This is a genomic window from Saccharopolyspora sp. NFXS83, assembly GCF_026241095.1.
Taxonomy (GTDB): Bacteria; Actinomycetota; Actinomycetes; order Mycobacteriales; family Pseudonocardiaceae; genus Saccharopolyspora_C.
The window spans coordinates 45983-60070 of the sequence record NZ_JAPFGB010000025.1 but is presented as its reverse complement, the minus strand read 5'-3'; the positions used below and the strand labels follow the sequence as shown (position 1 = coordinate 60070).

The window sequence follows — 14088 nt, the reverse complement described above, 5'->3', positions numbered from 1 at the left end:
CTCCGCACGAGCCTCCCGCGGCGGAAGGCGAGGTCAGACCGCCACCGGCAGGGACTTGACCGAGTTCCAGCCCTGGACCTGCTGCGGCGAGCGCGGTTCCGGGCCGACGTACTGCGCGGACGGGCGCACCAGGCGGCCGGTGCGCTGCTGCTCCAGCACGTGCGCGGACCAGCCCGCGGTGCGGGCGCAGGTGAACATCGCGGGCATCATCTCGGTCGGCACCTGGGCGAAGTCCAGGATCACCGCCGCCCAGAACTCCACGTTCGTCTCGATCGGCCGGTCCGGGCGCCGCTCGCGCAGCACCGACAGCGCGGCGCGCTCCAGCTCGGCGGCGGCCTCGTAGCGCGGGGCGGAGAGCTGCTCGCAGGTGTTGCGCAGCACCCGCGCCCGCGGGTCCTCCGCGCGGTACACGCGGTGGCCGAAGCCCATCAGCCGCTCGCCGCGGTCCAAGATGGACTCGACGACCTTGCGGGCGTCTCCGGTGCGCTCGGCCTCGGCCAGCATCGGCAGCACCCGCGCCGGCGCCCCGCCGTGCAGCGGGCCGGACATGGCGCCGACCGCGCCGGACAGGCTGGCCGCCACGTCGGCGCCGGTGGAGGCGATGACGCGGGCGGTGAAGGTGGAGGCGTTGAGGCCGTGCTCGGCCGCCGACACCCAGTAGGCGTCCAGCGCCTGCACGTGGGCCGGGTCCGGTTCGCCGCGCCACCGGGTGAGGAACGCTTCGGTGAGGGTCGCGGCCTCGGCGACGCGTTCCGCCGGGACGGCGGGCAGGTCGGTGCCACGAGCGGACTGGGCCACGTAGGACAGTCCGAGCGTCGTGGTGAGCGCGAGCTGGTCGCGGGCGGTGTCCTCGGTGATGTCCAGCAGCGGCTCGAACCCGTGCGCGGGCGCGAGCATCGCGATCGCGGCCTGCGCGTCGGCGCGCACGTCGCCAGTGCGCACCGGCAGCTCGGCGGTACCGGCGTCCGGCAGGCCCCGGCCGAAGCGGCCGTCGACCAGCAGCTGCCACACGTCGCCGAAGGAGACCTTGCCCGCCAGGTCCTCGATGTCGACGCCGCGGTAGCGCAGCGCGCCGCCGTCCCGATCCGGTTCGGCGATCTCGGTCTGGAACGCGACGACGCCTTCCAGGCCGGGGCGGAAGTCGGAGCCGCCTGTGCTGGTGCCCATGATTGCCTCGTCTCCTCGTTGAGTCGTTCAGGTGGCCGGGCGCTCGGGAGCGCTCGGCGGGACGTGGCGGGGTGCATGAGCACGAATGCGATCGGTCGCAGCCTGTGCCGTGCCGGTAACACTGCACCCGGCGTGCGGGCGGAGGCAATCGGTGCGGACGGTCCCGATGGCGAAGATCACACGGCCTCCGGTGCGGGGCGGTTGTGACAATCCCGCGAAAAGGGTGTTAACCAGGATCAATTCCGGTGCCGGTCGGTCGTCGGCGATCGGGTCACCGTGCTACAGAGATGTCATGCACCTTGCCCCGCACGAGCGAGACAAGCTCCTCGTCCACGTGGCCGCGCGGCTCGCGCGGGAACGCCTGGACCGGGGGTTGCGGCTGAACCACCCGGAAGCCGTCGCGCTGATCACCGATCACGTCGTGGAGGGCGCGCGGGACGGGCGCGGCGTCGCCGAGCTGATGCGGTCCGGCCGCGACGTGCTCCGCGCCGACCAGGTGCTCGACGGGATTCCGGAGATGCTGCTCGACGTGCAGGTCGAGGCCACCTTCCCCGACGGCACCAAGCTGGTCACCGTCCACGACCCGATCTCCTAGGCCATGTCGGATCCCGTGATTCCGGGCGAGGTGCTCCCCGGTGCCGAGCCGGTGCCGCTGCATCCCGGCCGTCCGCGCGTGCGGCTGATCGTGGTGAACACCGCGGACCGGGCCGTGCAGGTCGGCTCGCACTACCACTTCGCCGCGGTCAACTCCGCTTTGGCGTTCGACCGGGAGGCCGCGTGGGGGCACCGGCTGGACGTGCCCGCGGGCACCGCCGTGCGGTTCGAGCCCGGCGTCGACCGGGAGGTCGACCTGGTGCCGATCGGTGGCGCGCGGGTCGTGCGCGGGCTGCGCAAGGAGTACGCGGGGGAGTTGGACGCGCGGGACGCCGCGCCCGGTGCACCCGGCTACGGCGGCGTCGGGGAGGGGAACGCATGAGCACTCCGTCCGTGGATCGCGCCCGGTACGTGGAGCTGTTCGGGCCCACCACCGGCGACCGGATCCGGCTCGCCGACACGAACCTGCTGGTGGAGGTCACCGAAGACCGCAGCACGGGTCCCGGCGGATCCGGCGAGGAAGCCGTGTTCGGCGGCGGCAAGGTGATCCGCGAGTCGATGGGCCAATCCGCGGCCACCCGAGCCGAAGGCACCCCGGACCTGGTGATCACCGGAGTCGTGGTGCTGGACCACTGGGGCGTGGTCAAGGCCGACGTGGGCGTGCGCGACGGGCGCATCGTCGGCATCGGCAAAGCGGGCAACCCGGACGTCACCGACGGGGTGGATCCGGCGCTGGTCATCGGACCGTCCACGGAGATCGTGGGCGGCGGCGGCAAGATCCTCACCGCCGGTGGGGTGGACTGCCACGTGCACTTCATCTGCCCGCAGGAGATCGACACCGCCATCGCCTCCGGGCTGACCACGCTCATCGGCGGCGGCACCGGGCCGGTCGAGGGCAGCAAGGCCACCACGGTCACGCCGGGCTCGTGGAACCTCGGCCGGATGCTCACCGCGCTGGAGCAGGCGCCGGTGAACCTGCTGCTGCTCGGCAAGGGCAACACCGTGCGCGGCGAAGCCCTCGACGAGCAGCTGCGCGCCGGGGCGGGCGGGCTGAAGCTGCACGAGGACTGGGGCTGCACGCCCGCGGTGATCGATGCCGCGCTGCGCTGCGCCGAACGCTCCGGGGTGCAGGTGGCGATCCACACCGACACGCTCAACGAGACCGGGTTCCTGGAGTCCACGCTGGCCGCGATCAACGGCCGCTCCATCAACGCCTACCACGCCGAAGGCGCCGGTGGCGGGCACGCGCCGGACATCATCGAGGTCGCCGCCGCGGCGAACGTGCTGCCGTCCTCGACGAATCCGACCCGGCCGCACACGGTGAACACCATCGACGAGCACCTGGACATGCTGATGGTGTGCCACCACCTGAACCCGGCGGTGCCCGAGGACCTGGCGTTCGCGGAGAGCCGGATCCGGCCGAGCACCATCGCCGCCGAGGACGTGCTGCACGACCTCGGCGCCATCTCCATGATCAGTTCGGACGCGCAGGCGATGGGCCGCGTCGGCGAAGTGATCACGCGGACCTGGCAGACGGCGCACGTGATGAAGGACCGGCGCGGCGCGCTGCCCGGCGACGGCGCGGCCGACAACCTGCGCGCCCGCCGCTACCTCGCGAAGTACACGATCAACCCGGCGCGGGCGCACGGCATCGACCACCTGGTGGGTTCGGTGGAAGTGGGCAAGCTCGCCGACCTCGTGCTGTGGGAGCCGAAGTTCTTCGGCGTCCGGCCGGACGTGGTGTTCAAAGGCGGATTCCCCGCATGGGCGCAGCTGGGCGACGCGAACGCGTCGATCCCCACGCCGCAGCCCGTGCTCGGGCGGCCCATGTTCGGAGCGGCGGGGCGGGCCGCGGCTCGCGGTGGCGTGCACTTCGTGGCGCCGGAGGCGGTGGACGCCGGGCTCGGTGACCGGCTCGGGCTGGAGCGGGAGCTCGTCGCGGTGCGCGGCACGCGGCAGGTGGCGAAGGCGTCGATGCTGCTCAACGACGCCACTCCGCACATCGAGGTGGACCCGGACAGCTTCGCGGTGCGCATCGACGGTGACCTCGTGGAACCGCAGCCGGTGCGCGAACTCCCCATGGCCCAGCGGTACTTCCTGTTCTGACCTGATCGGAGGCGGCGGATGACGGGGCTCGCGGTGCTGGCGCTCGCCGACGCGCGGTTCCCCGGTGGCGGCCACGTGCACTCCGGCGGCGTGGAGGAGGCCGCCGCGCGCGGACTGCTCACCGATGTGGCGAGCCTGCGCGAGTTCCTGTTCGGCAGGCTGCGCGGCGCGGGCGCGGTGCAGGCGGTGTTCGCCGCGGCCGCGGCCCACGCCGCGCGCCGGACCGCCCGTTGTGGACATTGGGCGGAGCTGGACGCGGAGCTCGACGCGCGCACCCCCTCGCCCGCGCAGCGCGCGGCCTCCCGCGCGCAGGGGCGGGGCACGGTGCGGTCCGGGAAGGTGGCGTGGCCGTCAGCGGCCCTCGACGACCTGATCGCCACGACACCGCGCCCGCACCACCCGATCGTGCTGGGCGTGCTGGCGGCCACCGCCGGAGCCGCGCCCCGCGAGGCGGCGCTGACCGCCGGGTACCTCGCCATCAGCGGACCGTCCTCGGCGGCCGTGCGGCTGCTGGGCCTGGACCCGATGGCCGTGAACGCCGTCGTCGCCGACTTCGCCGCCGATCTCGGCGAGATCGCCGACACCGCGGCGTCGACCGCCGGCGCAGACCCGGCCGACCTGCCCGCGCCGGGCGCGCCCGCGCTGGACCTGCTCGCCGAATCGCACGACCGCCACCACCAGGAAGAGGTGCGTCTCTTTGCCACCTGACCACGGCCACGGGCACACCCACGAGGTCAACTTCGACCCGGCCGCCGCCGAACCCGACCCGCACGCCGCGGTGAGCCGCCTCGGCAGGCCGTTCCGGCTCGGCATCGGCGGACCCGTCGGCAGCGGCAAGACCGCGCTGACCGCCGCGCTGTGCCGGGCCCTCGGCGCCGAAGTGCGGCTCGCGGTGGTCACCAACGACATCTACACCACCGAGGACGCCGACTTCCTGCGCGCCGCCGGAGTGCTCGACCCGGACCGCATCGAGGCCGTGCAGACCGGGGCGTGCCCCCACACCGCGATCCGCGACGACATCACCGCGAACCTGGACGCGGTGGAACGCCTGGAAGAACGGCATCCGGGGCTGGAACTGGTCATCGTGGAAAGCGGCGGGGACAACCTCACCGCCGTGTTCAGCAGGGGGCTCGCCGACGACCAGATCTTCGTCGTGGACGTCGCGGGCGGGGACAAGGTGCCGCGCAAGGGCGGACCCGGCGTCACCACCGCCGACCTGCTCGTGATCAACAAGGTGGACCTGGCCGAGCGGGTCGGCGCGGACATGGCGGTGATGCTCGCCGACGCGCACCGGATGCGCGGCGAGCTGCCGGTGATCGCGCAATCGCTCACCGAAACCCCGAACGCCCCGGACGTCTCCGCCTGGGTGCGGGCGCGGCTCGGCAGCCCGGAGGCCGCGGCGCCGGACCCGGGCTCCCGGTGATGCGGGCCCGGCGATGAAGGCCTCGGCGGTGCTGCGAGTGGAGCTCGACGCGCACGGCCGCAGCGTCGTGCGGGAACTCCGCTGCGCGGCTCCGCTGACGCTGGTGCACCGGCGCGCGGCGGTCGCAGGCGCGGGCGGAGCGATCGTGCACCTGGTGAGCTCGGCGGCCACCCCGCTCGGCGGCGACGAACTGCGGCTGCGCGTCCACATCGGACCCGGCGCGCGGCTGCTGCTGCGCGGCACCGCCGCGACCGTCGCGCTGCCGGGGCAGCGCGGAGGGACCGGCCGCACCACGGTGCGGATGGAGATCGGCCCCGGAGGCAGCGTGGACTACCGGCCCGAAGCGACCGTCGTGACGGCCCGCGCCGAGCACCGCTCCGAATTCCACGCCGACCTCGCCGCCGACGCCCGGCTGCGCTGCCGGGAAGTGCTGGTGCTCGGCAGGCACGGCGAACCGCCAGGAACGCTGCGCACCACCACCGACCTGGTGCGCGACGGCGTGCCGCTGCTGCGCCAGCACCTCGACCTCGGGCCGGGACGGCTCGCGGCCGGCGCCAGCCACCTCGCGGGCGCCCGCGTGCTCGGCACCGAAACCCTGGTCGGCGGCACCGATCCGGCCGCCCCGAGCAGCGGCCCGTGGTGGTCCCTGGTGCCGCTGGCGGCAGGGGGAGCGCTCGCCACCGCGCTCGCCGCCGACGTCGTCACCGCGCAGCGCAGACTCAGCCGAGCGCTCCAACACCACCCGGAAGCAGCAGTGCAACCCCCGGAAGCGTCGGATGACAACCCGGACGGCGACACCGCGGGCAGCGCACCCGGACGGAACCGGACGAACCGGCCCTGAACCTGCTGCCATTCGAGTGTGCTCGCCGTCACTGCATCGTTTGCGGGATCGATCGTGACGTTTCGGCCGGTTCGGCGTGCGTTCCCAAGCCGTTTACCGTCATAGCGGTGCCCGTGGCGCACCGCGGTTGCCGCGCCGACCGGTTCGGCTCGTATCCTCCGGCGCCGCCGATCAACAGGCACACCAGTCGGGTCAGGGAGGAAATGACGGATGTCCGAAAGCACCGTGAGCACCGGCACTTTGTCGTCCATGCGGGTGTCCTACGAGGCGGGCTCCCTGCAGGAGGGCCTGCTCGCCGACACCTGGCACGAGCAGCTGCGGATCTGGTTCGACGAGGCCGTCCGGGCGGAGGTGCCGGAGCCCAACGCGATGGTGCTGGCGACGGCGGACGCCGACGGATTCCCCTCCTCGCGCACCGTGCTGTGCAAGGGATTCGACGAGCGCGGAATCGTCTTCTTCACCAACTACACCTCGTCGAAGAGCCACGACCTCACCGCGACCCGCGTCGCCGCCGCGACCTTCCCCTGGCTCTCGCTGCAACGCCAGGTCAACGTGCGCGGCACCGTGGAAAAGGTCAGCAGCGACGAGACCGCGGAGTACTGGGCGGTGCGCCCGCGAGGGTCCCAGCTCGGCGCGTGGGCCTCGCCGCAGTCCCGCGTGGTGACCGGGCGGGAGGCGTTGCAGTCCTCGCTCAACGGCATCGAACGCCGCTTCGCCGACGCGGAGAAGGTGCCGGTGCCGCCGCACTGGGGCGGCTGGCGGATCCGGCCCGAAGCCGTGGAATTCTGGCAGGGACGGCCCGACCGGTTGCACGACCGACTCCGCTTCCGCCGCAACGACGAGCGCTGGACCGTGGAGCGGCTCGCTCCCTGACGCTGTCGCCGGCTTCGGAGTCGGGTTCGGCTTGTGGTTGCGGGGCTTGGAGTCGGGTTCGGCTTGGCGTGTGGGGTCGGGTTTTAGGGCCTTCCCCGGTTTGGGTGTGTGGTTGCTGTGGTGCGGTGGAAGGTCTTCTTTACTGATTGCTTCCACGGCTCGTGTTGCTTTGGTGGTCGGGTAGCGGAACCTCAGCGGCTTCCTCGCTGCGGGATCTTTTTCCCGAGTGGCTCCGCCACGAGGGAAAAAGCTGTCCTCGCGAGGAAGCCGCTGAGAACCCGCGGGTGGGCGGCTTTTCGACGTGGGTTATGCGCTGGCGCGCATCCAGGCACGGCCTTCGGCCGCAAGGCAGGCGGGCTTCGCCGCCCACTGCACGGCTTCGGCCGCCAAGCACGGCTACGCCGCAAGGCAAGCATCGCTTCGCTCGCCTACTGCACGGCTTCGCCGCGAGGCACGGCTTCGCCGTGAGGCACGGCTTCGCCGTGAGGCACGGCTTCGCCGTGAGGCAGGTGGGCTTTGCCGCCTAGTGCGCGGCCTTCGGTCGCCAGGCATGGCTTTGCCGCCTGCTGCGCGGCCTTTGGCCGCCCGGCACGGGCCTTCGGCTGTCAGGGAGGCTGGTTTCGGCGCCGGAGGCAGGGCTTCGTCGTGGGGTTCGGTGTCGCTGCCGGGGTGAAGGTGGGTGTCGGGGTGTTCACCTGGACGGCGGTGCGGGGGCGTCGGGTGGGTCACAACGAATGGTTTCTTTAGCGAGGCTCATGGCTAGGGTGGCCCTTCGTGGACGACGACAGCGGGCGCGCTACGGAAACCCGGCGATCTTGGCGATCGTTGCTCGGCAAGGTCGTCCTCGACACCCGGCCGCTGAAGTACCCGGCGTACCGGCGGCTGTGGACCTCCAGCATCGTCACCTCCGTCGGGGCGCAGTTCAGCGCCGTCGCGGTGCCCAAGCAGCTCTACGACCTCACCGGCAACTCCGCCTACGTGGGCCTCGCCGGGATCTTCGGCCTGATGCCGCTGCTGGTGTTCGGCCTCTGGGGTGGTGCCGTCGCCGACATCGTGGACCGCCGGAAGCTGCTGCTGGTCACCAACAGCGGGCTCGCCGCGACCGCGATCCTGCTGTGGCTGGTGGCCGCCGGCGGCGTCGGGTCGGTGTGGCTGGTGCTGGTGCTGTTCGCGCTGCAGCAGACCTGCTTCGCGGTGAACATGCCGACGCGCAGCGCCGCCATCGCCCGGATCATCCCGGCCCCGCTGCTGCCCTCGGCGCAGGCGCTGGGCTCCACCGTGTTCCAGCTCGGCTCCGTCGTCGGGCCGCTGCTGGCCGGCGTGCTGCTGCCGCTGCTCGGGCTGTCGGTGCTGTACCTGGTGGACGCGCTCGCGCTCACCGTCGCGGTGTGGGCGGTGTTCCGGCTGCCCGCGCTGCCGCCGCTAGCGGGAGCGCCGACGACGGCCGGGCTGCGCTCCGTCATCGACGGCTTCCGCTACCTCGCCACGCATCCGGTGCTGCTCACGTCGTTCCTGATGGACATCATCGCGATGGTGTTCGGGATGCCGCGCGCCCTGTTCCCCGAACTGGCCGAGCGCGTCTACGGCGACCCGCCGGGCGGCGGCGCGGCGCTGGGCTGGCTGTACGCGGCGATCCCGCTGGGCGCCTTCGTGTTCGGGGTGCTGTCCGGCTGGCTGCACCGCATCCTCCGCCACGGCGTCGGCGTCACCATCGGCGTCCTCGTGTGGGGCGTGGCGATCATCGGCTTCGGGCTGGCGGACTCGCTGTGGCTCGGCGTGCTGTTCCTCGCCATCGGCGGCGGAGCGGACCTGGTGAGCATGGTCTACCGGAGCTCGATGCTGCAGGCGGCGGCGACCGACGAGATGCGCGGTCGCATCCAAGGCGTTTTCACCGTCGTCGTCGCGGGCGGCCCGCGGCTCGCGGACGTGCTGCACGGCAGCGGCGGCGCCGCGATCGGCGCGCAGGCCACCATCGCCGCGGGCGGCGTGCTCGTGGTGGTGTGCGCGCTCGCCGCGGCGCTGCTGACCCCCGCGTTCTGGCGGTACCGGGCGCCGACCGCCTGATCCGCCCCCGGTGCGGTGTCCGTCGCGGAGCGGTCCGCGATCTCACCGGATCGGAGCAGTGAACGCGCGGTGCAGCGGGAGGCGGTGACGGTCCGGTTTCGATCCGGTTGCGGACTCGGCCGATCGGGTCCCCCTCCGGTCACCGCGAGGCGGGAAAAGCGCAGGCCACGACGTGCTGTTGCGGCATTCGGCCGCAGCCGCTGAGCCTGGTGGCGCAGGCGTTCTACCAGGGGTGCCCCAAGATCGTCCCAGGCGAACCGGCACACTCTCCTGCCATGGCCAACGACACGACCATGGACAACGAGGCGCACGACGGTGCGCAGCCCGGCCTGAAGAAGGTCATGGGGCCGAAACTGCTCCTGTTCTTCGTGGTGGGAGACATCCTCGGCACCACGGTGTACTCCCTGACCGGCAAGGTCGCGGGCAAGGTCGGCGGCGCGCTGTGGATCCCGTTCGTGGTCGCATTCGTGGTCGCGTTCCTCACCGCGTGCAGCTACCTGGAGCTGGTGGGCAAGTACCCGAAGGCCGGTGGCGCGCCGCTGTACGTGCACCGCGCGTTCGGCATCCACTTCATCACCTTCATCATCGCGTTCGCCGTGATGTGCTCCGGCATCACCTCCGCGGCCTCCGCGGCGCAGGCGTTCAGCGGCAACTACCTGGAGGAGATCTTCCCCAGCGTGGGTCCGGCCGCGATCGTCGTCGCGCTGGCCTTCCTCGTCGTCCTGGCTCTGATCAACTTCAGGGGCGTGGGCGAGTCGGTGAAGATGAACGTGGTGCTGACCTGCGTGGAGCTCGGCGGGCTGCTGCTGGTCATCCTCTTCGGCGCCTACGCGCTGATCAGCGGCTCCAGCGACCCGACGGTCGCGCCGGATCCGGGCAGGCTGCTGGAGTTCAACCCCGAGTCCAGCCCGCTGCTGGCCGTCACCTCGGCGACCGCGCTGGCGTTCTTCGCGATGGTCGGCTTCGAGGACTCGGTGAACATGGCCGAGGAGACCCGCAACCCGGCGAAGGTCTTCCCGCGCGCGCTGCTGCTGGGACTGTCGATCACCGCCGCCATCTACCTGGTCATCGCGGTGATCACCTCGACGCTGGTGCCCACCGCCGAGCTGGCCGAGACCGACGCGCCGCTGCTGCTGGTCGTCAAGGCCGCCGCGCCGTGGTTCCCGCCGATCCTGTTCTCCATCATCGCGCTGTTCGCGGTCACCAACACCGCCCTGATCAACATGCTGATGGCCAGCCGCCTCGTCTACGGCATGTCGAACGAGCGGATCATCCCGTCGGTGTTCGGCCGCGTGCACCGCTCCCGGCAGACGCCGTGGGTCGCGATCCTGTTCACCAGCATCCTGGCCGTGGTCCTGGTGAGCCTGCTGGAGATCGAAGACCTGGGCAGCACCACCTCGCTGCTGCTGCTGGTCGTGTTCGCCATCGTCAACGTCGCGGTGCTGGTGCTGCGCAAGGACGTCGTGGAGCACAAGCACTTCAAGGCCCCGACCTGGATTCCGGTGCTGGGCGCCGTGCTGTGCCTGTTCTTCGCGAGCCCGCTGTCGGGCCGTCCCGTCGCCGAATACCTGGTCGCCGGGGGCCTGCTGCTCATCGGCGTCGTGTTCTGGGGCGTCAACCGGCTGATCACCGGTCGCGTCGACTTCGACGCGGACAAGCTGGCCAAGTAACCGGTCTCGCCGAAGCCCCGTTCCGCGGTGAAACATCCGCGGGGCGGGGCTTTTTCGCGTCGCCGACGGTCGCGGCGCGCACGTTCTAGAGTGGTCGGTGTGAATGATCCAGTCGCGGCCACCGGCAGGCAGTTCGAGATCGTGCACGGCGCCGCGCGCGCCGTGGTCACCGAGGTCGGCGCCGCGCTGCGCTCCTTCGAAGTGGACGGGGTGGCGTACTCCGAGACCTACGACGCCGACCAGCGCCCGCCGGGCGGCGCCGGTGCGGTGCTGGTGCCGTGGCCGAACCGGGTCGCCGACGGCGCGTGGACCCTGGAGCGGGAGCCGCAGCAGCTGGCGCTCACCGAACCGGAGCGGCACAACGCCATCCACGGCCTGCTCCGGCACACCGCTTGGACGGTGGTGGAGCACGCCGAGTCGACGATCGTGCTGCACGCGATGGTCCCGGTGCAGCCGGGCTGGCCGGTGCCGCTGCTCACCTCCATCGGCTACGCCCTGGACGACTCCGGGCTGACCGTCACGCACACCGTGGAGAACCTGGGCAAGCGCGCGGTCCCGTTCGGCGTGGGCGTGCACCCGTACCCGCGCGCCGGGCTGGCCGAGACCGACGAGTGCACGCTGCGGCTGGCGGCGGCGACGGTGCTGCCGGTGGACCCGGAGCGGCTGCTGCCGGTGCGCCCGCCGCGCGCCCTGGAAGGCGACGAGCAGGACTTCCGCCGCGGTCGCCGGTTGGCGGGCGTGCTGCTGGACACCGCGTTCGGCGGCGCCGCGCCCGATCCCGGCGATTCCCTGGTCCGGCACTCGCTGACCGGCCCTGCGGGGCACGGCGTGGAGCTGTGGGCGGACCCGGTGTTCAAGTGGGTGCAGGTGTACACGAACGACGAGTTCCCCGGCCGCGGCCGAGCCGTCGCCATCGAACCCATGACCTGCCCGCCGGACGCCCTGAACTCCGGCACCGACCTCATCACCCTGGCCCCCGGCGAGGACTGGATCGCCCAATGGGGCCTGCGCCCGTTCTGAGCGGCAGCGCAGCAAGGCGACGTGGTGGCCGCTGAGCTGAATGAGTGCCGCAGGGACGTGCGGGATCGCGGTGCCGGACTCGACCCCGGCGGGGACGAATACTGGACATTGGTCGCCGAAGTCGCAGTGGAAGCGGTGCTGCACGACATCGCGCACCTGGCGAAAGAGGATGGGGCCGTGTTCAGCCGCGACACCTTCTTGATCGCCGAAGACCCGGACGCGTAGTCGCCGGTCGCTCAGCTCTTGTCGAGGGTGCGGGCGATGAGCATGCGCTGGATCTGGTTGGTGCCTTCGAAGATCTGCAGGACCTTGGCCTCGCGCATGTAGCGCTCGGCGGGGAAGTCGCGCGTGTAGCCCGCGCCGCCGAGGACCTGCACCGCGTCGGTGGTCACCTTCATCGCGGCGTCGGTGGCGACCAGCTTCGCCACCGAGGCCTGCATCGCGAACGGCCTGCCCGCGTCGCGCCGCCGCGCCCCGTCCAAGTAGGCGGCGCGGGCGGTCTGCACGGCGGCGGCCATGTCGGCGAGCAGGAACTCGACGCCCTGGAACTCGATGATCGCCTTCCCGAACTGCCTGCGCTGCCGCGCGTAGTCCACGGCGAGGTCCAGCGCGCCCTGGGCGAGCCCGACGGCGCAGGCCGCGATGCCGAGCCGCCCGGAATTCAGCGCGTCCAGCGCGATGGACAGCCCCTGACCAGGCTCGCCGATGAGCCGTTCCGCCGGTACTCGGGCGCCCTCGAACCGCAGCTCCGTGGTGGGGGAGCCGGTGAGGCCCATCTTGCGTTCCGGCGGTGCCGCCGACAGCCCCGGCGTGCCGCCGTCGACAAGCAGGCAGCTGATGCCGCGCGGCCCGTCGTCGGAGGTCCGCGCCATCAGCGCGTAGAAGTCCGCCACACCGCCGTGCGTGATCCACGACTTGCTGCCGGTGACGACGTAGTCGTCGGCGTCGCGCTCGGCGCGGGTGCTCAGCGCGGCGGCGTCGGAACCCGCGTGCGCCTCGGACAGCGCGTAGCCGCCGAGCAGCTCGCCGCCGATCATCTCCGGCAGCCACCGCTCCCGCTGCTCAGCGGTGCCGTGGTGGGCGAGCGGGTAGCAGGACATGGTGTGCACGGACAGGCCGACGCCGACGGTCATCCAGGCGCTGCTGAGCTCTTCGAGCACCTGGAGGTAGACCTCGTAGGGCTGGGCGCCGCCGCCGTGCTCCTCCGCGTAGGGCAGGCCGAGCAGGCCGGACGCGCCGAGCAGCCGGAACGCCTTGCGCGGGAAGTGCGCCTGCTCCTCGGCGCTCGCGGCGGCGGGGGCGAGCTCGTCGCGGGCGATCTCCGCGGTCAGCTCGAGCAGGTCGGTGGCTTCCTGGCTGGGCAAGAGGCGGTCGACGGCCATGGTGGCGCTCCTTGGGCGGAACCGGGGCGGGATCGGGTGCTCGCGAGCCGGGGTGGTGGATCGCGGCGGACGGGTCCACGAGTTCGCGAACGCCGGGACAGATCGACGGTACTGAAATCAGTACTGCAGGACTTGTCAGAGTACTGACGGTGTCCGTTTCGCGCCAGGCCCGGCGGACCACCGAGGTCCCGCGCTGTGGCAGTCTCGTGCGCATGAACGCCCCTGACCCGGCCGTGCGCGCCGACCAGGCGACCGCCGGAGCGGTCCGCCGCGGCACCGTGCGAACCCAGGAGCAACGCCGCGCCGACCTGCTCGACCGGTTGTGCGCGCTGTTCCTGGAGGAGGGGTTCGCCCGCTTCACCCTCGACGACCTGGCCGCCCGCCTGCACTGCTCGAAGTCGACGCTCTACACGCTCGCGGGCAGCAAGGAGCAGCTCGCGGTGCGGGTCGTCGGGCAGTTCTTCAAGAACGCCACCGCCGGGATCGAACGCTCCGTCGCCGAGGTCACCGACGTGCGCGCCCGGATGCGCGCCTACCTCGACGCCGCCGCCGAACAGCTGCGCCCGGCGTCGCGGCGGTTCATCGCCGACATGGCCGCCAACGCGGCCACCAGCGCGACCTACCAGGCCAACGCCCGCGCCGCCGCCGAGAACATGCGCCGCTACATCCGCGACGGCGTCCGCGAAGGCGTGTTCCGCGAGGTCCACGCCGCGTTCGTCGCCGAGATGGTCAGCGGCACCATCGGCGCCATCCAGCGCGGCGAGATCGCCGAACGCACCGGCCTGACCGACGCGGAGGCCTTCGCCGAACTGTCCCAGTTCCTGATGGGCGGCCTGTTCGAACCGGCGGCCGACGATTCACGGATCACCCCACTTGTCGCGGAGCACACTGGTCCGTGACACCCGACCGGCCGGCGGTGATGCCGCGGGCGCGGTGTCCGGCCCCGGC

At 72.2% G+C, this 14088-nt stretch carries 13 protein-coding genes and 1 pseudogene; 12 read left to right on the top strand and 2 right to left on the bottom strand.

Translation table 11 applies throughout. From position 1 onward, the window contains the following. Nucleotides 1–33: 33 nt before the first annotated feature. The gene (locus tag OOZ19_RS23420) at nt 34–1167 is read right to left on the bottom strand and encodes a citrate synthase 2 (RefSeq protein ID WP_266092306.1); all 1134 of its coding nucleotides are present in this window, start codon (nt 1165–1167) and stop codon (nt 34–36) included. Nucleotides 1168–1459: 292 nt separating this feature from the next. On the opposite strand from OOZ19_RS23420, the gene OOZ19_RS23415 reads away from it, so the two are divergent. The 11 genes and pseudogenes from OOZ19_RS23415 to OOZ19_RS23365 all read left to right on the top strand — a co-directional run bounded on the left by OOZ19_RS23415 (nt 1460) and on the right by OOZ19_RS23365 (nt 11983). Beyond that, nucleotides 1460–1762 (top strand): urease subunit gamma, encoded by a 303-nt coding sequence (locus OOZ19_RS23415; protein WP_266092305.1) that lies wholly within the window; start codon nt 1460–1462, stop codon nt 1760–1762. Between the two features lie 15 nt (nt 1763–1777). Further along, entirely contained in the window at nt 1778–2143 is a 366-nt protein-coding gene (locus OOZ19_RS23410) for an urease subunit beta (RefSeq protein ID WP_266092334.1), read from the top strand. Beyond that, the gene (locus OOZ19_RS23405) at nt 2140–3867 is read left to right on the top strand and encodes an urease subunit alpha (RefSeq protein ID WP_266092304.1); all 1728 of its coding nucleotides are present in this window, start codon (nt 2140–2142) and stop codon (nt 3865–3867) included. The genes OOZ19_RS23410 and OOZ19_RS23405 overlap by 4 nt, the downstream gene beginning before the upstream one ends. 18 nt (nt 3868–3885) lie before the next feature. Next, complete coding sequence (locus OOZ19_RS23400; RefSeq protein ID WP_266092303.1) at nt 3886–4575, top strand: urease accessory protein UreF; 690 nt, start codon at nt 3886–3888, stop codon at nt 4573–4575. Continuing rightward, on the top strand, nt 4565–5290 hold the full coding sequence (gene ureG / locus OOZ19_RS23395; protein ID WP_266092302.1) for an urease accessory protein UreG: 726 nt from the start codon (nt 4565–4567) through the stop codon (nt 5288–5290). Before OOZ19_RS23400 ends, ureG begins: the two co-directional genes overlap by 11 nt. Before the next feature lie 13 nt (nt 5291–5303). After that, a pseudogene (locus OOZ19_RS23390) lies at nt 5304–6041 on the top strand (urease accessory protein UreD); the annotation flags it as partial. A 300-nt stretch (nt 6042–6341) separates the two neighbouring features. Beyond that, nucleotides 6342–7004, top strand: coding sequence for a pyridoxamine 5'-phosphate oxidase (pdxH, locus tag OOZ19_RS23385; protein ID WP_266092301.1), 663 nt, complete (start codon nt 6342–6344; stop codon nt 7002–7004). Between the two features lie 774 nt (nt 7005–7778). Then, nucleotides 7779–9068 carry an MFS transporter gene (locus OOZ19_RS23380; RefSeq protein ID WP_266092300.1) on the top strand — a complete coding sequence of 430 codons (1290 nt, stop codon included), beginning with the start codon at nt 7779–7781 and terminating at the stop codon, nt 9066–9068. A gap of 275 nt (nt 9069–9343) precedes the next feature. Beyond that, on the top strand, nt 9344–10738 hold the full coding sequence (locus OOZ19_RS23375) for an APC family permease (RefSeq protein ID WP_266092299.1): 1395 nt from the start codon (nt 9344–9346) through the stop codon (nt 10736–10738). A 99-nt stretch (nt 10739–10837) separates the two neighbouring features. Continuing rightward, nucleotides 10838–11758, top strand: a complete 921-nt coding sequence (locus OOZ19_RS23370; RefSeq protein WP_266092298.1) for an aldose 1-epimerase family protein — start codon at nt 10838–10840, stop codon at nt 11756–11758. A 24-nt stretch (nt 11759–11782) separates the two neighbouring features. Continuing rightward, a complete protein-coding gene (locus tag OOZ19_RS23365; protein ID WP_266092297.1) occupies nt 11783–11983 on the top strand; it encodes a hypothetical protein in 201 nt (66 codons plus the stop codon). Nucleotides 11984–11994: 11 nt separating this feature from the next. Here the strand turns inward: OOZ19_RS23365 and OOZ19_RS23360 are convergent, their stop codons facing one another. Continuing rightward, nucleotides 11995–13140: an acyl-CoA dehydrogenase family protein gene (locus tag OOZ19_RS23360; RefSeq protein WP_266092296.1), complete on the bottom strand. Its 1146-nt coding sequence runs from the start codon at nt 13138–13140 to the stop codon at nt 11995–11997. A 212-nt stretch (nt 13141–13352) separates the two neighbouring features. On the opposite strand from OOZ19_RS23360, the gene OOZ19_RS23355 reads away from it, so the two are divergent. Then, a complete protein-coding gene (locus tag OOZ19_RS23355; protein WP_266092295.1) occupies nt 13353–14039 on the top strand; it encodes a TetR/AcrR family transcriptional regulator in 687 nt (228 codons plus the stop codon). The last annotated feature ends 49 nt before the right edge of the window (nt 14040–14088 follow it).

Coding starts and splice junctions, on each gene's coding strand:
- OOZ19_RS23375 (WP_266092299.1), top strand. CDS start 9,344: ATGGCCAACGACACGACCATGGACAACGAGGCGCACGACGGTGCGCAG.
- OOZ19_RS23415 (WP_266092305.1), top strand. CDS start 1,460: ATGCACCTTGCCCCGCACGAGCGAGACAAGCTCCTCGTCCACGTGGCC.
- OOZ19_RS23360 (WP_266092296.1), bottom strand. CDS start 13,140: ATGGCCGTCGACCGCCTCTTGCCCAGCCAGGAAGCCACCGACCTGCTC.
- OOZ19_RS23405 (WP_266092304.1), top strand. CDS start 2,140: ATGAGCACTCCGTCCGTGGATCGCGCCCGGTACGTGGAGCTGTTCGGG.
- OOZ19_RS23420 (WP_266092306.1), bottom strand. CDS start 1,167: ATGGGCACCAGCACAGGCGGCTCCGACTTCCGCCCCGGCCTGGAAGGC.
- pdxH (WP_266092301.1), top strand. CDS start 6,342: ATGTCCGAAAGCACCGTGAGCACCGGCACTTTGTCGTCCATGCGGGTG.
- OOZ19_RS23400 (WP_266092303.1), top strand. CDS start 3,886: ATGACGGGGCTCGCGGTGCTGGCGCTCGCCGACGCGCGGTTCCCCGGT.
- OOZ19_RS23355 (WP_266092295.1), top strand. CDS start 13,353: ATGAACGCCCCTGACCCGGCCGTGCGCGCCGACCAGGCGACCGCCGGA.